This window comes from Bradyrhizobium sp. SZCCHNR1093, from assembly GCF_032381175.1.
In the GTDB taxonomy this organism is placed as follows: Bacteria; Pseudomonadota; Alphaproteobacteria; order Rhizobiales; family Xanthobacteraceae; genus Bradyrhizobium.
Genome location: NZ_JAUHJJ010000003.1, coordinates 534426 through 553334 on the forward strand (window position 1 = coordinate 534426; position 18909 = coordinate 553334).

The window sequence follows — 18909 nt, forward strand, 5'->3', positions numbered from 1 at the left end:
CGTCATCGCCGCGTCATTTTTCCTGCAGGCTGCGCACGGGGTCCCAGGCCAAGGAGCCGGTCCCAAAGGTTGCTTTCACCCGCTCCGCGAAGAAGTGGCTTGGAGCATCGCTCGGTGCGCCCCGCGCGAAGCAGTCGACCGCTTGCGGCAGTTCGCCGGCGCGCCAATGCGCGAGGCCTGCGGCGTAGCCGGTGAGGAGAGCCTGTTCCTCCGGCGTGAGCTCGGCTGCGCGGCCATGCAGCTCGTAGATCTTCAACGACTGCTCGCGCCCCTTGACCCGGATGGTGTCGAGCTCGCGCCAGGCAAACTCGTTTCCGGCGAGCGTCACCGTGCTCTCGGAGGCAATGATCGTGGTGCCGTAGAACTTGTTGGCGCCCTCGAGCCGCGAGGCCACGTTCACGGCGTCGCTCATGACGGAATAGTTGAAGCGACGTTGTGAGCCGAAATTGCCGACCAGCGCGGCGCCGCTGTTGATGCCGATGCGCTGCGCCACCTTGATGCCCTGGAATGCCGTCGACATCAGGTTGAGCTCGGCGAGCTTCGCCTTGCAGTCGAGCGCCGCACGCGCCGCGCTGCGTGCATGGTCGGGATCGTCGAGCGGAGCGCCGAACACGGCGACCACGGAGTCGCCGATGTATTTGTCGACATAGCCGTCGTGGCTTTCGATGACGTCGGTCATGGCCGAGAGATATTCATTGGTGAGCGCCATGAGCTGCTCCGGCGTCATCTGCTCGGCGAGGCGCGAGAAGCCCTCGATGTCGGAGAAGAATACGGTGACCTCGCGGGTCTCGCCGCCGAGCTGCGGCAGCCGGCGCGAGGCCAGCATGCGGTCGATCTCGTGCGGTGCGAGATAATAGGCAAAGCTCTTCTGCAGCAGCCTCCGGTCCTTGTCGGTGACCATGAAGCGATAGCCGGTGGTCGCAGCCAGCGCGAGCACGCCGGCCGCGAGCGGCTCCACCAAGGGCAGCGCGTAGGCATGGTCGAAGAGGGCGGTGGCGAGCGCGGTGTAGAGCAGCGCGAGCCCTGCCAGGATGGCCGCCGCAGAGGCGGGGCGCAGCAATCGCGCGAGCAGCGCAGCCAACAGGGCGATGGTTGCGGCGATGGCGAAGATCGCTGGGCGTCCGAGCTCGGTGGCCGCGTCCTGCCGCACCAGATTGTTCACCGCCGTGGCGTGGATGTAGACGCCGGCAATGGTGCTGCGGGCGAACGTCTCGTTGATCCTGCGCTCGTCCAGCACGCAGCGCGGCCGGCGCGCGCCCTCGGCGCGGGTCGCGAAGCGCTTCGAGGTGAGCCGCCGATCCTCGATCCCGACGGTGCCAAGCAGGACGACCTTGCCGGCGAACTCGCGGCGGAAATAGTCCTTGTCGCCCTTGAGCGCGCAAGCGCGCAAATCGGCGAACGAGTACGTCGGGATATCCTGGGCGCCGCCCGAGAAATTCAGGGTCATGGTGCCCGGCACGCTGCCGGGCACCATGTACGCACCGAGTGCAATGCCATCAGCGGCAATGACCGGCGCGGTGCCGGTTGCGCGCCCCGCCAATTCCAGCGCCATGCTCGGAACTGCCTTGCCATCGACCGACAGCGTCAACGGATGGCGGCGGACGACATCATCGCTGTCGGTATAGGTGTTGAGCGGACGAAGGTTCTGCTGCTGGCGCACCGCGATGCGCTGGCCGGGCGCGGGCAGGATCGGCGGCTCGGCAAAAATCTCGCCCAGCACCACCTTGCCGCCGGCGGCCGCGGCAGCGAGCGCGCGCAGGAAGTCGCGATCGAAGCCACGCGTCTTCTCGCCAAGGGTGCTGTCGCCGAGCGGAATCTCCGACTGCTCGATCGATGTCTGGAACACGATGTCGAAGCCGACCACCTTGGCCCCGCCGTCGAGGACGGCCGTCAGCACGCGCCCGATCTCGCCGGTCCAGGTCAACAGCGGCGCGCCCTTGAAGGGGGGCGCCTGGTAGCTCTCCTCGTCGACCGCGATCACCACCGCCGGACTCGCTGCTGCATCGTGGCGGTTGCCGAAGGTCTCGAAGCGCAGCCATGTCAGCGCATCCAGCGACAGGCCGCGGCCGCGCTCGAAGAGGGGCGACACGAACAGGCCCGCGCACGCCAGCGCGATGGCGATGACGGCAAGCGCGTCGCGCGTCCGACGTCCGATCGCCACCGACGGGAGCCTTCGGTCTCAGTTGAACCGGATCAATCGCCCGACCGCAGGGCCTGGGCCCGCCTTGGCCTGTGCGTCGACCTTGAACACGATGCGCAAGTTGCTGAAGCTCGCGACATAGGTGCCGCCGGGAGTGAGCGGGTGACTGGTGCCGGCGAAATCGTAGAATCGTCCCTTGTACTGCCGGCCCGAGAGCTCGACCTGCTGGCGCTCGCCGGGCTGGTCGAGCCGCTCGACGATCAGCGTGCCGCGCCCCTTGGCCTCGAAGATGGGCGACGCGCTGTAGATGATCGCTTGCGCCATCGGCGTGCTGTCCGGTCCGACGCTGCGCACAATCGTGGCCGCGACCTCGCTGGTCTCGCGCGAGGTGGCCTGTGCATGGCTGGCGTCGCAATTGACGATGTCGCTCTTGAGCGTCGCGCCGTCGACCGTGCTTTCGCCGGGGCCGACGGTGACACTGCCGGCGCCGTTGACCGTCTCGCGCCGGCAGGATTTGAGGTAGCTCATCACCACGGCGCCATCCGGGCCGAGCTTGATCACCTGGCCGGGCGCGACATAGTCCATCAGCTCGGCGCCGGCCACATCCCCCTGGACGTCCTCGACCAGCGCCGCCGGCGGACCGGCCCAGGCCGCCGGCGGTCCAATCATGGCCGGTCCGGCGAGCCCGATGAGGGCTGCGATGATGAGCGTCGGCAACTTCATGATGAACTCCGTGATCGCAATCGGCGGCGCGCCTCTTGGCCCAAACCTGGGTGTCCCAGTGGTGGGACGCCGGAGGCGATGGAGAGGTTCGAGCCCATAACACACCTTACGAAGAACGGGCACTGCTCCGGATGTGACCTGGATCACGGAAGAGTTGGTTGAGCTTGGTCCCAAGCCGCGGTTCATGCGTCTGTAAAGCAAGCGATAAAGGGTAGCGCGTTGCGCCAATCCATCGCCCAGGGAGTGAGTTGATGGCAGGTTCGAGATCGTCCGTCGTGTGGTCCCGTGTGATGGCCCTGACCTTGACGGCGCTGCTCGCCGGCCAAGCCGTATACGCGCAGGACGCGCCGCCGGCGGCGCAGGACACCACGGCTCCCGGCGCGCACCGAACCGGATCGGCCGGCAATCGCGCCGCAAGCCCGCCGAGCTCGCCATCGGCAGCCGAGCAGCACAAGCTCCCGGCGGATTCCACCACGACCCAAAAGCTCGAGCTGCCCGATCGCACGCTGTCGTTCACGGCGACTGCCGGTTCGATCCGCCTGTTCGACGACAAGAGCGAGCCGCAGGCCGACATCGCCTATACCTCCTATCAGCTCGATGGGGCCGATCGCGCCAGCCGCCCGGTGACCTTCTTCTTCAACGGCGGGCCGGGTGCCTCGTCCGCCTATCTGCAGCTCGGCAATGCCGGTCCGTGGCGGATCGGAATCGATGCGGCCAGCGTGACGCCCTCGTCGAAGCCGGAGCTGATGCCCAATGCCGACACCTGGCTCGACTTTACCGATCTCGTGTTCATCGATCCTGTCGGGACCGGCTACAGCCGTTTCGTCGCGACCGGCGACGAGGTGCGCAAACGGTTCTTCTCGGTCGACGGCGACGTACGTTCGCTGTCGCTCGTGGTGCGTCGCTGGCTGGAGAAGCACGACCGGCTCGCCTCGCCCAAATTCATCACGGCCGAGAGCTATGGCGGCATTCGCGGTCCGAAGATCGTCAACAACCTTCAACATGACCAGGGGATCGGCGTCAGCGGCCTGATCCTGCTCTCACCACTGATGGACTTTCGCGATTATTCCGGCTCGAGCCTGATGCAATATGTCGCGAGCCTGCCGAGCTATGCCGCCGTCGCTAAGCAGGTGAAGGGGCCGGTCACCCGCGCCGATCTTGCCGACGTCGAGCGCTACGCCAGCGGCGACTTCCTGCTCGACCTCGTCAAGGGCGAGGCCGATACGGAAGCGACCAACCGGCTCGCCGACAGGGTCGCGAGCCTCACCGGCATCGACCAGGCGGTCAGCCGCAGGCTGGCCGGCCGGTTCGACGTCTCGGAGTTTCGCCGCGAGTTCGACCGCAAGAACGGCCGCATCGCCGGACGCTATGACGGCTCGGTGCTTGGCATCGATCCCTATCCGGATTCGAGTCGCTCGCGCAGCTCCGATCCATCCGGGGATGTGCTGACCGCGCCGCTGACCAGTGCCGCGGTTGAGCTGACGCGCAGGCTGAACTGGCACCCCGACGGCTCCTACGAGCTGTTGAGCGGGGCTGTGAACCGGTCATGGGATTTCGGCCGGAGCATCAGCCCGCCGGAGTCCACCGGCGAGCTCCGGCAGATCCTCGCGCTCGATCCCAAGCTGAAGCTGCTGGTCGGCCACGGCCTGTTCGATCTCGCCACGCCGTATTACGGCTCGAAGATCCTGCTCGACCAATTGCCGGCCTTCGCGCGACCGCCGCGGGTCAAGCTCGTGGTCTATCCGGGCGGGCACATGTTCTATTCCCGCGACGATGCCCGGAAAGCGTTCCGCGGTGAGGCCGAGGCCATGATGAAGGAGGGCAGGGAGGAGGCCCGATGAGTGCAGCGACACCCGGGCTATGAGTCCTTCTTGCGCCGGCCCTTCGGATACTTCCGCTCCATCTCGGCCTTCACCACGCGCTCGGGCCGTATCCGCGCGCCGGCGAGCCAGATCTCGCTGACGCCGGACTTGGTGCGCACGCGCCGGACGGGCTCGCCGTGGCTCGCATAGCCGGTCGCCTGGACGATGCGGCCGGTGTCGCGGCCGGTCACCTCGATGCGGGCGGCATCGATGAACGGGTTGATGAAGACCGGATTGGCGACCATCACCTGCGCGCCGAAGGGGACGAGATCGACGGCGCCCCACAGCGTCCACCAGCGCCCGGTCCAGTCGCGCGTCTTGCGCGACGGCGCGCCATGGGTGGCGAAGGCCTGCAGGATGAACTTGACACCGTTGGCCCAGCCCGGCGCCCAGCCGTCGACGGCATTGGTCAGCACGGTGATCGTGATCTCGCGCGAGGGGATGACTGACGTCCGCGAGATGTAGCCCTGGAAGCCGCCGCCATGGCCGAACCAGTCGAAGCCGGCCGTCGTCCCGCTCATCAGGGCCAGGCCGTAATAGGCCTCTTCGATGTCCTGTGGGACGCGCCATTGCCTCCGGACCATCTCGCGGCGGCTCGCGACCGACAGCAGGCTCTTCTTTGCGTTCGGCGCGAGCTGGGCGAAGAAGCGGGCAGTGTCCGCGGCGGTCGCAACGATGCCGGCGGCCGCCATGATGGCGTGGGTCGGATTGTCGCCGGGAATCACGACTCGGCGGCCCACGGGCACGATGCGCGAATGCCCGCGCGCGAACGGGACACCCTTGCCGAGCAGCGTCATGTCGGGCGCGCTTTCGCGCAAGGCCAGCGGCGTCATGATCTCGCGCTGCAGCCAGGCCGGGTAGGGCTCGCCGGTGATCGCCTCGATGACCAGGCCGAGCAGGCCGTAGCCATGGTTGGAATATTTGAACCGGCTGTTGGGATCGATCGCCGGCGGCTGCTTCAGCTCGGCCAGCAGCTCGTCCTTGTCGAGATAGGATCGGCCGTCGGTGAACTGGCCGGAATCCTTGCCGTCGCGGATCAGGCCTGCCGTGTGCGACAGCAGCTGGTTCAATGTTGCTGCGGCGACATCCGGATGCAGATCCTTGACGTAGCCGCCGACCGGATCGTCCAGCTTCAACCGCTTCTGCTCGCGCAGGCGCATGATTCCGGCGGCGGTGAACGCCTTGGTGTGCGAGGCGATACGGAAGCGGTGCCGCGGCGTCAGCTTCTCGCCGCTGTCGAGATTGGCGTGGCCATAGGCCGCCTCCAGGACGATCTCACCGCGATGGGCAATCGCAAGGATGCAGCCGGGTTGCTCCGAAACGGCGACCTGAAAGGCCAGCCAATCCTTGATGTAATCGAGTGCTGCGCCCAGCCAGGACTCCACGAGGCAATCTCCCGTTCAAAAGACGTGATGAAAATGGACTGCACGACATCCCATCCATAGCGGACGAAGGGCAGCGGACAAAGAAAATGGCGCAACCCCTTCGGGTTGCGCCACTGTCGAGATCGGATCTAGTCCGATCGCGTCTTAGTAGACGAGGCCGGTGCCCGGCTGCTTCTCGAGTGCGTCGGCCAGCGAGCGATATTCTGCGCTGTTGGTGCCGGCGAGCTGCGCCACCTTGTCGAGGTGGTACTTGGCCTGCTCGCGGTTGCCCTGTTCGAGCTGCCACAGACCGTAATACTGCCAGGTCCGCACGTGGTTCGGATCATCCGCCAGGGCCTGCTCGTAGTACTGCTTGGAGGCCTGGTAGTTGCCGAGCTTGCGATAGGAGTAGCCGATCAGGTTGGCAACGTCGGCGACGTCCTCGCGGTTCAGCGCCTTGAGCTGCTGGATCGCGGTGGCGTAGTCGCCGCGATCGTAGATCGAGGTGTAGGCCGTGCGATAGGCCGCCAGGAACTTCGGATCTTCGATGCTCGAGCTCTTGTCCTTCTTCTTCTTGCCCGAATCCGACGCCGGCGGCGACGACGGGGTATCGCTGCCCGCGGCATAGGCCTTCGACAGAAGCAGCGGCCCGGAGGCCACGGCCATCGAGAACAGAGCCAGCGTGGCAATCCTGATCGCAGACTTTTTCATTCGTATCTCCCGAGTTGTCGATCCAACAGGTGACTGCGTACGGAGAAGAACTCCCGCAGCTGCGAAATATTCCCGGCCATTTGCGCGGATTTTGCGCCGCGATCGGTTCATTATACGGACGACATGATGACAGACCAGTCACCTCGATGACTATCCCTTCATGTCCATGAACTGAAAACACCGCTTTACTTCAGGGGCGGTTCAGTGCCGGTTCCCTATCGTCGCCTCCATGATCACGAGCCCATCCAGACTGGATGGTGCCTCCAGATCTTCACATCACGGAGACGACCATGCTGAAGTCAATGTCTGTTGCTCTGCTCGCCGCGTCGATCCTGGCTGCGCCCGCCTTCGCTGCTGGTCCTGCAAAAACCGATACGTCCGCGAAGTCCAGCCAGACCACTGGCACCGCGAAGACCGATGTGAGCAAGACCGATGCGGCCAAGACCGACGCCACCAAGCCGGGCGCGGCGCAGGCCGGCGACAAGGCCAACGAGATGAAGCCCACCGTCGGCAAGACGAAGACCAAGCCGCATGCCTCGCTCGTCCGCCACAAGCATCGCCACGTGGCGCATCTCAGCCATCACAACAAGGTGAGCTTCAAGCGCGTGACGCCGGCGACCCGCCGCGGCTGATCCGGCCAAGGCCACGCAGAGCCGATCTGGTCGTTGACCGCCGGAGCGCGCCAGAGCGCTCCGGCGGCAGCGGCTTGACGAAGGCGTGAGCCGGGACGGATTTCCCGGCCTCCGGCTTTGAGCTAGAACGGCCGCGGGATTGGCTTTCAAGAGTTGGGCGCCTTGGGGATGGGGAGAACGAGCTGGTGGCCGGCAACCGCGCTGGCGCTGCTGTTGGCGGGGTGCGCCAGCGGAGGTCCCGCCGCGTTCATGAGCGAGGACAATCGCGGCATCTCCTACACCGGCGATCGTGGCGTCGGCAGCCAGCCGTTTCCGGCCAACCACCGCAGCGAGATCCTGTCCTATCTCAGGACCTACCTGAACAATCCGGTCGGGGTGCGCGACGGCGTCATGGCGGAGCCGTTGCAACGGACGGTCGGTGGCCGGCTGCGCTATGTGAGCTGCCTCCGCTATGCGGCGCGCGAGTCCGACGGCAGCTACCGTCCGGCGCAGGAGCGCGCGGCGGTGTTCGTCGACGGCCGGTTCGATCGTCTGGTCGAGGATGCCGGCGAGCTCTGTGCCGGGTCGACCTACGCGCCATTCCCGGAGCTTGCCGGCCTCACGCGTTAGGCCGCGACGTCTTCGGCCGCCTGCCACGTCGTCGCAGCACCTTGCCAAGCGGCTTGCCCGATCACAAATCGGGGATGGCCCGAACGCTTTGCCGCCTCGCGGCGACCAAATATCGGGCGCGGCGTCAGCTTCACGAAATATTCGGGAAGCCTATGGAACAAAAGGCCTTTGTTGCCCTCTGGTGACACCGCAGCAGCAATCACAGCTGTGTCACCGCCGCCGGGCAACCCAAATGCGGCCATGATGTTCGATAGATGTCGCAGACGAATAACGGGGACGTCCCATGAAGCGGTTTTTATTCAGTGCAGTGGCCCTGACCACATTGGCTGCCCCGGCTTTCGCCGCCGACATGCCTCCGCGCACCTACACCAAGGCGCCCGTCTACACGCCGCCCCAGGCGATCTACAACTGGACCGGCTTCTATCTCGGTGGTCACCTTGGTGGCGCCTTCGCGGGCAATAACAGCCTGGAAGGCAACAACGGCCGCTTCCTCGGCGGCGTGCAGGGCGGCTTCGACTACCAGTTTGCCCCGAACTGGGTGCTCGGCATCGAAGCCCAGTACAGTTGGATGGATCGCAATACGACCAATTTCGGCTTCCCGGGGGCTGCGGTCGTGACCTCGACCGGTGCCAACCAGCTCGGCTCGGTCACCGGCCGTCTTGGCTACACCTGGGGACCGGCCTTGCTCTATGCCAAGGGCGGCTACGCCTGGCGGGACGGCAACAATCTCGGGGTGAGCGTCGCCGGCGCGCCGACGGGCTTCACCACGTCGGGCAATACCAAGGATGGCTACACCGTCGGTGCCGGCCTCGAATACATGTTCGCACCGAACTGGTCGGCCAAGGCTGAGTATCAATATTACAATTTCGGCAATACGACCTTCACGGCTGGGCCGGCTCCGGTTGTGGGCAGCCGCTTCAACAGCGACGAGCATACGGTCAAGGTCGGCGTGAACTACCGCTTCGGCTGGGGCGGACCGGCCGCCAGCAAGTACTAAGCGAGGTCACCGAGCCCGCGGCCGGCGGCTTCCGGCGGGGACCGGTTCACGCCTCACTTCCAACACGCCCGCGCCATCTGGTGCGGGTGTATTGCTATCCGGCGGTTGGCCGTCGATGGTTTCGGGATCGCTCACGCAGTGCAAAAAAATTTTCAAACCTTCGTGAAACTTTCGCCATCAGTTGATATTATCAGCCCGCTGGTTTGATGGATCATCCCACATGCGTATCTTGGTGTCCGTGCTGTTGTTGTCGGCGGCTGTTTTGCCGTGCTCCGCCCAGACCGTTCTGAAGTCCGAACCGTTGATGCTGGCCCCCTACGAGGTAGCGCTGGTGCAAACCGCGTCCTGCCCGTCGGGCAAGGTTCTGAAGGTGACCGGTGCAATCCGCGGTGTCAGCCGCAAGCGCGCCTGTGTCGCCCTTCCGGCCGAGACGGTATCGCTGGCGACGGCGACGCCCTGAGAACGGGCTTCATGGCGACCTTCCAGCTGCAGCTCCGGCTGCCCGCTGATCGCGGGTCTGTCTGTCGAAAAATCTTTGATGAAAGCAAGCCGTCCGCGGGAGCGGACGGGCATAACGGCGTGCATGTCTTCTGCCGCGTGTGACCCAAGGCGGGCTTCCGCCGCAGCCGGTCAGGATGCGAACGGGATGTTGAACTCCTGCTCGGCTTCGGCACGGTTCTGCCAGGGATCTTCCTCGGGCTCGGCGGCGCAGGGTCTGATCTCGTAATCATTGTCGAGCTGCAGATGCGCGGTCGATCGCGCATTGATCATCACGTCCACCACAAGCCCGCTCTGCCGCGCCAGCCGCCAGACATCCCCCTCGGTCGGATAGGCTTTGCTCAACTTGGCGTCGTTGCAAAATAGCGCGTAGGGCATTCCAAGCAGCTCCAGAGAAGCGAAGGATGAACCGAGAATGAACGGCACGTGTAGCGAGACACTGGCGCGCCTGGGGCAGGAAAGGGGCCTTTTCGGCGCGGCCGAGTCGTAAACGAGTCCTAAATTTTTGAAAAAAGAATCCGTGGGACTCCGGGGCTAGAATCGCCAGATGGTTAAGCTCATGGGAACCGATCTCCACATCTTTTGCGGGCGGATCCAGCTGACGCTCGCCTTTGGGCTGCTGCTCGCCTTCGTCGCCAATGTGGCGCTGCTGTGCGCCTGGCTGTGAGCGGGCGCGTCGATTGCGGGATTCGTTCTTTTGTGCACTCTCGGCCGTTGTGCACCTCTGGCGCGGCCGGCTTTAGTCCTCAGGGAGGGCGCTCCGTTCGGCCGATGCTTTCAGGCGCGCGAGTGTCGCGCTGAAATATTCCTGGCGCTCCCGGTTGAAGCGCTCCTGGTGGGCCCGGAAGCGAGCAACCCGGGCACGAATCTCTGCCTGCATGTCGCGCTGCAGATCGAGCTGCGAGGCGATGCTCGTGAAACGCTCCGGGGGGGCTGGGCTCAGGGCTGAGGACGAAGCCTCGGACGCGATGGAGTGGGGCGCACTCGGCCTTGCAGCCTCCGCGACCGCGCCGGGGATCTCGCCTTGCGCGTTGCCGCCGCGCCATGCCCCGATTTCGGCTCGGGCGGCGAGCACACGCTCCAAGGTGACATGCGTCGGTCGCTCGACCGCAGCCTGCTGCGGCGTAGCGGGGGTGTCGGCTGGAACGGCAGGCAGCTCGAACTGGGCGAAGTCGGCAGGCTTTCCGGTGACCGACTGCACGAAGGCCATGGTCTGCGCGATCAGTGCATCACGCTCTTCCTTCCACGTCATGACGCTTGTCCCCCGATGCCTCAATTGCAACAAAAGCGGCTGACGAAATCAAGTTGAAGACCAGTGACTTCTGGGGATAAGCAGGAGTTCTAGATGAGATGTGACAACAATGTTGCCACAGTCTGAACTCGTTTCGTCCCCCACCCGCGGAAGGTGATAGCAGAAATTCAATCCCGCGCAGATGGTTCCTGAGGCGCGGCGGTTTTTTCCGGAGCTCTTCTTGACAGAGGAGGGTGGCTCGCCCCTATGACGGAGCCGCCTCGGTGTCGGGGCATCTTCCTGCTCGCAACCTTCGTGCGCCGCCCGGGCACTTCGCAGTCTTCGATGGACAACCCTTCACGCTCCGAGCGGTCGCGCAAGGCCGCGCTCACCGCCGCCCTTACCATCATCGCCCGCGATGGTCCGGGGCGGCTGACGCTCGACGCCATTGCCCGCGAGAGCGGGCTGAGCAAGGGCGGGTTGATGCACCAGTTCCCCAACAAGGAGGCGGTGCTCAAGGCTCTGCTGGAACAGCAATTCCTGCATTTCGACGAATTCGCCACCAGGTACAGGGCTGAAGCCGGCAAAGCGGTTGATCAGCCCGAGCTCGCGACGCAGATCGCGATCTCGCGGGAGCTGATCGCCCAGCAATATTCGGTGGCGCAGGCCATGCTCGGCGCGCTCGCCCAGGAGCCGGGATTGCTGGCCGATGCCCGTGCCAAGGATGCCGAGAGAGTAGCCGAGATCCGCGGCGAGGCCGAGGACGCCGATCTCGCGGTCCTAAGATGGGCGGCGGCCCGTGGGCTTGCGTTGATGACGATGCTGCGCGTCTCGCCGCTGGAGCAGCCGGACCTGGACCGCCTGTTTGCCCGCCTGCTCGACGACCGCCAATGGACGGGGTTCGAGCACCGCGTCCCGTCCGACCGCTGATCTGCCTCGAAAGCCGCTTCTTCGGCAGGCGCCGGGTCGCATCCCACCGAGACGTTAACGCAATCTTCACCGAGCTTCTTTACAAACCGTCTGGTCGGTTTTATTGATTAGGCGCTGGTTGTGCTTCGCAACAAGCCGCGCAGGTGAGGAGAAAGGGAATGACGGTTCGACTCCGGGTGTCCGGCTTTGCGGCGATTGCCGCGGCGGGTCTTTGCGCCGGCTGCAATACGGTGACGCCGGTGGCCTATTCCGAGGTGGCCTCGGCGCGTTATCTGGCGCCGAATTCCGCCGACCCTTCGGGGCGGGTGCCGTACCGCTACGCGGCTGCCGCGGACTGGCGCAGCTATGACAAGGTGATGCTCGATCCGGTCGTGATCTATCGCGGCAGGGATCACCAGTTCGGCGACATGTCCGAGCAGGACAAGGCGAGGCTCGCCGCCTACATGCGGTCGCGGTTCCTGGAAAGTCTGTCGGCGCGCTTCCGGGTCGTGAGCCAGCGAGGGCCGGCCACGTTGCGCGTGCGGCTTACCCTGACCGGCGCCGTCGCCAACACGCCGGTGCTCGGCACCGCCTCGCGCTTCGATCTCGCCGGCGCCGTCTACAACGGTGTGCAAAGCGCCCGCGACGGCGAGGGGCTGCTGACCGGCTCGGTGTTCTACGCGGCCGAGATCTTCGATGCCGCGAGCGGGCGGCTGCTGAACGCTTTCGTCAGCAAGCAATATCCCTCTCCCTACGACATCAAGGCCAGCGTCGGCGCGCTCGCGGCCGCAGAAGCCGGGATCGACAAGGGGGCCGATGCCCTGGTCGCGCAGCTCCAATGAGCGGGCAGTGCAGACGAATCGACCGGGGCCCCAGAAGGCGGCCCGCCGCGCAGCCGTCTTTCGCGCGCTTTCGTATCGAGGGCACCGGCAAATGTCCGGCAGCCATTGGCGACGTCAATCTCGCCGTACGAGCGCGTGGCTCGAGGCCGTGGAGACAACGGGGTCCCTGGACATGACATTGAGATTCGTTCTGCGCGTCGGCCTGCGCATCGTCGTCAGCCTGCTGCTGTCGATGGCGGAGGGCCGCGGTCATGCCGCCCCCGTCAGCGATCCGCTCGGCACATGGTTGACCGAGGACGGCCGCGCCCGCGTCCGCATCGAGCGTTGTGGCGCCATGGCCGATCGCGTCTGCGGCTACATCGTCTGGATGAAGGAGACGGCGGATGCCAAGGGGCAGCCGTTCCGTGACCGGCTGAATCCGGATCCGGCCAGGCGCGGCCGTCTGCTGCTCGGCCACCAGATGCTGCTCGGCCTGAAGCTGAACGCCGACGGCCGTCACAGCGGCGAGGTCTACAACGCCGAGGACGGCAAGACCTATGCCGTCTCGATCTGGCGCGAGGGCCCGAAGATGCTGGCGGTCAAGGGCTGTCTGCTCGGGCTGTTCTGCGCGACGCAAGGCTGGGTGCTGGTGACGGATCAGGTGCCCGGCCAACTCATCGGAGCGACCGGCGAGGGCGGCGGGCCGTTGCCGGATCCAGAGTGGACTGCGCCCAAGCCGCCGTCGGCGACCGGCATCGCCAAGCCAGCGGTCAGGACGAGGGCGAATTGACGCCTAAGGCGATAGCGATTGCCGCAGCAAATCCCAACTTCACGGAAGCTGGTGCCGGCTGAGGGGATTGAACCCCCGACCTTCGGTTTACAAAACCGCTGCTCTACCGCTGAGCTAAGCCGGCGAATGCACATTGGTGGCGAAGATCTCGTCCTCAGATTGCGACGAGGTCTCGCGAAGCGCGGTGTTCCTACCAGAGTTGATGCAGTCCGGCTACTCCCCGCGTGAGGGCCGCTTCTCCCATCAACCCAGCAAAATGGGCGGCCGTTGGGCCGCCCCTGTCGGAGCCGATCATCGAAGCCGCTCCGGCGCGATCTTTACTGGCAGATGTGCATCAGCCCGTCGCTGCCCTTGAACATGGTGCCGGGGCGGCAGACCAGACCGTTGCGGGTCGCGTAGCTGTTCCAGTCGCCATAGTAGCCGTTCGGGCCGCGATCATAGCTCGGTTGGCCGTAAGAGGGGCCGGGACTGTAGGCATAGGCATCCGCGGTCCGGAACGGCGCAGTGGCGATGGCGCCGGCGGTTCCGATGGCTGCGCCTGCGATGCCAGCAGCGGTGCCGACCGCTCCAGCGGCGACGTCAGCCGGCCAGAAGCCGCTGTTGCGGCGATCCCAGCCGTTGTTGTTCCATCCGGTACTCCACCCGGCATCGGTGCGCTGCTGCATCATCGCCCCGTCCTGGCGGGCCATGTGCCGATGCTGCATCATTCCTTCCTGCTGGTGGTTCATATGCCGGTGGTGCATGTCGCGCGCCATGGCCGGGCCGGCGAGCGCCGTTGCGAGTACAGCAGCCCCAAGAATAGCAAATCGTGTCATGGAATACTCCGTCGTTGCGCCCCTCCTGCTAAGCGCAAGCTGGTCCCGTCGTTCCCGCCGCGCCGGGAATGTTTTGGAACGACATGAGGCCATTGCTTTGCGAGGCCGGAGCAGCGGTTGCGGTCCGGCTTGCTCCGACCCGAAGGCTGTTAGTCTCGCGGACAGGGCAGGCGGGGTTGATGCTGGCAGTATTGTCGCTCTCGGCTGATGATCAGCCATTAACCCTCGCGCTCGAACCCCAGCGGGGCTTTAACCCGGAATGGTGGCTCGCGCGTTAGTCTTACCAGCAGATTGATGTGCGCGTTTAACCCATCGGGGCGCGCGTTGCGGTATTGGTAGGATGGCAACCGGGGCGTGAATTCATGCGTATTACAACGGCTCTTGTGATTCTGATTGGAGCGTCTTCCGTCGCGCTCGCCAGCGAAGGCTTCGAGATCGTCATTCCGCAGCGGCCCGGCGTGCCCGTCGTCATCAACGGCATCGATGCGTCCTACGCCGTTGTCGAAGGCCAGTACGGTCTTGGCAGGGGCAACTACATGCAGCCGACGATCTATGGCGGCCGGCCGGTCGAGCCCGAGCCCCATGTCGGCCATTACTATCCGACTCTCGGAGCGAGGCCGGGCTATGGCCGCATGGAGATCGAGCCGCCGGCCGATCGCAAGCTGCCGAAGCCGGCCGAGAGCTATTCGCGCTCATGGGGTGCCCAGTCGCAGATGCAGCCGCCGGAGCCGGCGGTGCCGATGTATCCGCCTGCCGTCATCCTGGCTCCGCCTGATGGCGGCCCGCGCGGGTATTCTAATTCACCGCCGGCCTACCGCCGCTAGCGAGCAGCTCACCATCAACAGTCAAATCAAGCAAAAATAGATCAACAGGAGAGAGTTATGCGTGGAATAATTTCAGGAGTAGTCGCCATTGCCGGTCTGGCCGTCGCTGGCAGCGCGTCGGCCGCCGCCTGCGGCGCCTCCGCCTGCGCGCCGTGCGGCTACGCCACGCCGTGCGCGCCGCAGGTCGCCTATCAGCCGACGGTCACTTATCAGCCGACCGTGACCTACCAGCCCACGGTGACGTATCAGCCGCAATACTTCTATCAGCCCGGCTACACCTATGGCCACGGCTGCGGTGCCTGCGGCGCGAGCTATGAGCGGCTGCCCGAGCCGACGCGGCAGTACTACTATGTCAACCAAGGTCCGACCTACAGCGGTCCCGGCGCCTTCGCGCCGTATCCGGCCTATGAGGAGCAGGCGCTCCCGGTCTATCGCTATCACCACCGCCGGTATGCTTATGAGGCGACTCGCGTCGCCCCCGAAGTGGTATATGCCCAGCCCCGCCCCGCCTATCGCTGGGGCGCCTCGCCTTATTATCACGGCCAGCGCGTGCTGCGCCGCTACTACTGATCAGCCGCACCTTCGTTCACGCCAGCGCCCGCGCGCCGCATGCGCGCGGGCGCTTCGTCATTTCGGCATCAATCCGATGCGGGTCGCGCCGACATAGAGTGCGAGCACGGCGGCATTGGAGACGTTGAGGCTCTTGATGGCGCCGGGCATGTCGAGCCGTGCCACGACGCTGCAGGTCTCGCGCGTCAACTGCCGCAGGCCCTTGCCCTCGGCGCCGAGCACCAGCGCGAGCGGCTCGCGCAAGGCGACCGCCGCGATGTCCTCCTCGCCCGCGCTGTCCAGCCCCACTGTCTGAAAGCCGCGTTCGTTCAGCCGCGTCAGCGCGCGGGCGAGGTTCTGCACCGTGACGATCGGCACCAGCTCCAGCGCGCCGGAGGCGGACTTGGCCAGCACTCCGGTGGCCTCGGGGCTGTGGCGCCCGGTGGTGACGACGGCCTTCACGCCGAACGCCGCCGCCGAGCGCAGGATGGCGCCGACATTGTGCGGGTCGGTGATCTGGTCGAGCACCAGGATCAGCCCCTCGGCGGCGAGCGTGTCGATGTCCGGCGAGGGCAGGGGATCGGCCTCCGCCAACAGGCCCTGGTGCACGGCGTCCGGGCCGAGCCGCTGGTCGATCTGGCTGGGACGCACGATCTCGGGCGTCACCCGTGTCTCGATCCCCTCGTCGGCGAGCCGGCGGGCAGCGTTCTCGGTCAGGTAAAGCTTGCGAATCCTCCGCTTCGGATTGGCCAGCGCCAGGGTCACGGTGTGCCAGCCATAGAGAATGACGGGGCCATCCGAGTCCTGACCGCGCTCCCGCCACGGCTGGGGGCGCTCGAATCCGCGCGGTTTGCCGGAGAATTTACCGCCCGGACGGCGAAAAGGTGGCTTTCGGTCGCGTTCGCTCATGGCCCGAGCTTCTGTCACGGCCTGCGGATTCTGGCAATTTGGCACCGCTGAGACGGGAAAATTCGTCGTCCCTTGGTTGACTTCGAGGGGCGGGTTCGATCATAACGACCTCGGCCGCGCGCGCCCACTCATCCGGGCCCCGCGGTCTTACCGTCTCCATGGCGCTGAGGGTCCCGACGCTGCTGTTCCGCGGCCGGCCCGAATTGCCGTCGATACGGGGGAGTGTCCCGAGTGGCAAAGGGAGCTGACTGTAAATCAGCCGCCTCATGGCTTCGCAGGTTCGAGTCCTGCCTCCCCCACCAATTTACTGCCTCTCAACTCCATGAGATTTTGCAAGGATCGGGGACCCCCTGGGCATTGCCGCCGCATTCCCTGCAGACGGAGCGCCGAAATCAATGGGTCGCATCTGGGTCATGGCGAGATCCGGAAATCCAACGGTCGATCGTGACCTCCATTGTATCCTTGGTTGTTCCTCGATCCCTCGGCGGCAATCGCTCACGGCTGCCATGACGACGCGCCAGAACCCAGGCTCCGGACAAGCCGGCTTGGCAACGGTGGGCTATTGATCGCTTGTTGCCGGTCCACCCCCGCGGGGTGAGGTTCCGGCTGCCACAGCCGAGTTAATGCCGCGAAAGCGATCGATATATTGAAGCAACCACGGAAAACGCGACATTCTCTGTCGCGAGATTTTTCTTTATGAAAAAAATAGCTGGATTTAAATCAACCGCGTCGGCTTCGCGTCATTCCCACCGCATTGATTTTGCTTCAGAATCCTGAATCTTTCGCCTCGAAGAATGTGGCGGAGCGTAGCTATTCTGCCACAACCGGGCGGTTTTTCGTCGCAACTGTGGCGAGTCGCGTTGCGAGCTGATCTCACGTTTGTTATCGGTTCCATATGTTCAAGAGCATATATACACCGATTTTGATATGTGTTGTGGGAATGAGCTTTAGCCCGGCATTGGGCGCTGAGCCGTTCACCATCCAGGACGCCATCAACCAGGCGGTGAAGACCAATCCCGGTGTCGGGGAGGCCGCCGCCAGCCGGCGGGCCACCGAAGCCGAGCTTCGCCAGTCCCAGGGGACGCTGCTGCCGCAGGTCCGGCTCGATGCGAGCGCCGGGCCCGAGATGCTCAAGCAGTATGTTTCACCGGCGCCGGCCAATAATGGCCGCTACCTGCGCGGCCGCGAGGCCGGCGTGGTGGTCCGTCAGTTGCTGTTCGATGGCTTTTCCTCGATCAATGAAGTGTGGCGCCAGGCCGCGCGGGTCGATGCCGCCGCGTACCGCGTGCTGGAGCGAACCGAGCTGATCGGTCTCGATGCCGCCGAGGCCTATGTCGACGTGGTGCGCTACTCCAGGCTGGTCGCGCTGGCCGAGAAGAACCTCAAGGTTCATCTCGAGCTGCGCAGGAACGTGCTGGCCCGTTTCCAGGGCGGCCGGGCCGGCGAGGGCGACACCCAGCAGGCCGAGGAGCGGGTCGCTGCAGCGCAGGCCGTGCTCGAAGAATTCCGTCTCAGCCTGGAAGTGGCGCGGGCGAAGTATCGCAAGGTCGTCGGCGTCGAGCCCTATAACCTGCGTTTCCCGGGCCGGCTGTCCGACATGCCGAGAGACAAGGCGGAATCGCTCGACATCGCCTACAAGTTCAATCCGACCCTGCGCGCCGCCGCGGCGGATGTGACGGCTGCCAAGCGGGGCTTCGATGCGACGACCGGCACCTTCCTGCCGACGCTTTCGCTCGAAGGCCGCGCGACGACCGGCAAGGAATCGATCACCTACACCAATCGCTACGACGAGGTCAGCGGCAAGGTCGTTGCGTCCTGGGATATCTTCAACGGCGGTCAGAACAGCTGGCGCCGTGAGGAAGCCGCGCAGCGGATGATCCAGGAGCAGCAGAAGCACGCTCGGCTGCAGCGCGATGCGCTGGAGTCGATCGACAAGGCCTGGGCGGCCCGGATCATCACCGCCGATCGCGTCGCCGCCCTCGTACGCGATGTCGAAGCGGCCCGTCGCACCTTCGTCGCCTACAACAAGGAATACGAACTCGGCCAGCGCACGCTGATCGATCTCCTGAACTCACAGAACCAGTACTTCAATGCCAACGTGTCGCTGGTGTCGGCGCGCGGTGTGGTTGTGTTCGCTGACTATCAGCTGCTCGCCGCGATGGGCCAGATGCTCAACTACCTGAAGACCGGGCATCCTCCGGAGACCGAGCCGGTGGACACGCCGAGCGGCTTCATCGGCTATAGCCTGGCGCCTGTTCGGCTGAGCGCGCCTGCGCCCGGACCGCAGCCGCTGAGCTCCGCCGGTCCGGTGCCGATGTTTGGCCTGCATGATGGTACGCCGAAGCATCCTGCGCCGATTACCTTCGGCGATCGGTGGGCCTCGAGCGATCCTGAGGATACGACGCTATTCGTCGCGTCCGGAAAGTACGGCGGATTCGCTCAGAGCCCCAACGGGCACGCGCCGAAATAGGTGAGACTAACAAAGCCGGTGCATGTCGCGCCGGCTTTTCACCATACGCATTTAC

At 65.3% G+C, this 18909-nt stretch carries 20 protein-coding genes and 2 tRNA genes; 13 read left to right on the forward strand and 9 right to left on the reverse strand.

Annotated features, from left to right (window positions below):
- Positions 1-13 precede the first annotated feature (13 nt).
- Together QX070_RS13495 and QX070_RS13500 are read right to left on the reverse strand one after the other, a co-directional pair.
- Positions 14-2161 carry an adenylate/guanylate cyclase domain-containing protein gene (locus tag QX070_RS13495; protein WP_315737524.1) on the reverse strand — a complete coding sequence of 716 codons (2148 nt, stop codon included), beginning with the start codon at positions 2159-2161 and terminating at the stop codon, positions 14-16.
- Positions 2162-2179: 18 nt separating this feature from the next.
- Complete coding sequence (locus QX070_RS13500) at positions 2180-2863, reverse strand: hypothetical protein (RefSeq protein ID WP_315737525.1); 684 nt, start codon at positions 2861-2863, stop codon at positions 2180-2182.
- A gap of 251 nt (positions 2864-3114) precedes the next feature.
- Between QX070_RS13500 and QX070_RS13505 the strand changes: the two genes are divergently transcribed.
- A complete protein-coding gene (locus QX070_RS13505; RefSeq protein WP_315737526.1) occupies positions 3115-4704 on the forward strand; it encodes a S10 family serine carboxypeptidase-like protein in 1590 nt (529 codons plus the stop codon).
- Positions 4705-4721: 17 nt separating this feature from the next.
- Here QX070_RS13505 and QX070_RS13510 read toward each other — a convergent pair whose 3' ends face one another.
- Together QX070_RS13510 and QX070_RS13515 are read right to left on the reverse strand one after the other, a co-directional pair.
- Positions 4722-6110, reverse strand: coding sequence for a serine hydrolase domain-containing protein (locus QX070_RS13510; protein WP_315737527.1), 1389 nt, complete (start codon positions 6108-6110; stop codon positions 4722-4724).
- A 144-nt stretch (positions 6111-6254) separates the two neighbouring features.
- Positions 6255-6800, reverse strand: coding sequence for a tetratricopeptide repeat protein (locus QX070_RS13515; RefSeq protein ID WP_315737528.1), 546 nt, complete (start codon positions 6798-6800; stop codon positions 6255-6257).
- Between the two features lie 290 nt (positions 6801-7090).
- Between QX070_RS13515 and QX070_RS13520 the strand changes: the two genes are divergently transcribed.
- From QX070_RS13520 to QX070_RS13535, 4 genes are all read left to right on the forward strand, one after another.
- Complete coding sequence (locus QX070_RS13520; protein ID WP_315737529.1) at positions 7091-7432, forward strand: hypothetical protein; 342 nt, start codon at positions 7091-7093, stop codon at positions 7430-7432.
- Positions 7433-7594: 162 nt separating this feature from the next.
- On the forward strand, positions 7595-8041 hold the full coding sequence (locus QX070_RS13525) for a hypothetical protein (RefSeq protein ID WP_315737530.1): 447 nt from the start codon (positions 7595-7597) through the stop codon (positions 8039-8041).
- 283 nt (positions 8042-8324) lie between these two features.
- Positions 8325-9038, forward strand: a complete 714-nt coding sequence (locus tag QX070_RS13530) for a porin family protein (RefSeq protein ID WP_315737531.1) — start codon at positions 8325-8327, stop codon at positions 9036-9038.
- 220 nt (positions 9039-9258) lie between these two features.
- Positions 9259-9498 (forward strand): DUF6719 family protein, encoded by a 240-nt coding sequence (locus QX070_RS13535; protein WP_315737532.1) that lies wholly within the window; start codon positions 9259-9261, stop codon positions 9496-9498.
- 170 nt (positions 9499-9668) lie between these two features.
- Here the strand turns inward: QX070_RS13535 and QX070_RS13540 are convergent, their stop codons facing one another.
- The gene (locus QX070_RS13540; protein ID WP_315714645.1) at positions 9669-9914 is read right to left on the reverse strand and encodes a hypothetical protein; all 246 of its coding nucleotides are present in this window, start codon (positions 9912-9914) and stop codon (positions 9669-9671) included.
- A gap of 169 nt (positions 9915-10083) precedes the next feature.
- Here QX070_RS13540 and QX070_RS13545 point away from each other — a divergent pair, with 169 nt between their 5' ends.
- Positions 10084-10203, forward strand: a complete 120-nt coding sequence (locus QX070_RS13545; protein ID WP_315737533.1) for a glucose transporter — start codon at positions 10084-10086, stop codon at positions 10201-10203.
- Positions 10204-10275: 72 nt separating this feature from the next.
- Here QX070_RS13545 and QX070_RS13550 read toward each other — a convergent pair whose 3' ends face one another.
- A complete protein-coding gene (locus tag QX070_RS13550; RefSeq protein ID WP_315737534.1) occupies positions 10276-10788 on the reverse strand; it encodes a hypothetical protein in 513 nt (170 codons plus the stop codon).
- Positions 10789-11034: 246 nt separating this feature from the next.
- Here QX070_RS13550 and QX070_RS13555 point away from each other — a divergent pair, with 246 nt between their 5' ends.
- The 3 genes from QX070_RS13555 (at position 11035) to QX070_RS13565 (ending at position 13287) form a co-directional block, all read left to right on the forward strand.
- A complete protein-coding gene (locus tag QX070_RS13555; RefSeq protein WP_409999164.1) occupies positions 11035-11697 on the forward strand; it encodes a TetR/AcrR family transcriptional regulator in 663 nt (220 codons plus the stop codon).
- Between the two features lie 158 nt (positions 11698-11855).
- Complete coding sequence (locus QX070_RS13560) at positions 11856-12518, forward strand: DUF3313 domain-containing protein (RefSeq protein ID WP_315737535.1); 663 nt, start codon at positions 11856-11858, stop codon at positions 12516-12518.
- A 172-nt stretch (positions 12519-12690) separates the two neighbouring features.
- Positions 12691-13287 carry a DUF2147 domain-containing protein gene (locus tag QX070_RS13565; RefSeq protein WP_315737536.1) on the forward strand — a complete coding sequence of 199 codons (597 nt, stop codon included), beginning with the start codon at positions 12691-12693 and terminating at the stop codon, positions 13285-13287.
- 49 nt (positions 13288-13336) lie between these two features.
- On the opposite strand, the gene QX070_RS13570 is transcribed toward QX070_RS13565, so the two are convergent.
- Both QX070_RS13570 and QX070_RS13575 read right to left on the reverse strand, forming a co-directional pair.
- Positions 13337-13411, reverse strand: a tRNA-Thr gene (locus QX070_RS13570).
- Between the two features lie 193 nt (positions 13412-13604).
- Positions 13605-14102: a hypothetical protein gene (locus QX070_RS13575; RefSeq protein WP_315737537.1), complete on the reverse strand. Its 498-nt coding sequence runs from the start codon at positions 14100-14102 to the stop codon at positions 13605-13607.
- A 362-nt stretch (positions 14103-14464) separates the two neighbouring features.
- Here QX070_RS13575 and QX070_RS13580 point away from each other — a divergent pair, with 362 nt between their 5' ends.
- Together QX070_RS13580 and QX070_RS13585 are read left to right on the forward strand one after the other, a co-directional pair.
- Positions 14465-14926: a hypothetical protein gene (locus tag QX070_RS13580; protein ID WP_315737538.1), complete on the forward strand. Its 462-nt coding sequence runs from the start codon at positions 14465-14467 to the stop codon at positions 14924-14926.
- 57 nt (positions 14927-14983) lie between these two features.
- Positions 14984-15496: a hypothetical protein gene (locus tag QX070_RS13585; protein ID WP_315737539.1), complete on the forward strand. Its 513-nt coding sequence runs from the start codon at positions 14984-14986 to the stop codon at positions 15494-15496.
- Between the two features lie 57 nt (positions 15497-15553).
- On the opposite strand, the gene rlmB is transcribed toward QX070_RS13585, so the two are convergent.
- Entirely contained in the window at positions 15554-16384 is an 831-nt protein-coding gene (gene rlmB, locus QX070_RS13590) for a 23S rRNA (guanosine(2251)-2'-O)-methyltransferase RlmB (protein WP_315737540.1), read from the reverse strand.
- Between the two features lie 216 nt (positions 16385-16600).
- On the opposite strand from rlmB, the gene QX070_RS13595 reads away from it, so the two are divergent.
- Positions 16601-16686 (forward strand) — tRNA-Tyr (locus tag QX070_RS13595).
- A 638-nt stretch (positions 16687-17324) separates the two neighbouring features.
- Positions 17325-18854, forward strand: a complete 1530-nt coding sequence (locus tag QX070_RS13600; protein ID WP_315737541.1) for a TolC family outer membrane protein — start codon at positions 17325-17327, stop codon at positions 18852-18854.
- The last annotated feature ends 55 nt before the right edge of the window (positions 18855-18909 follow it).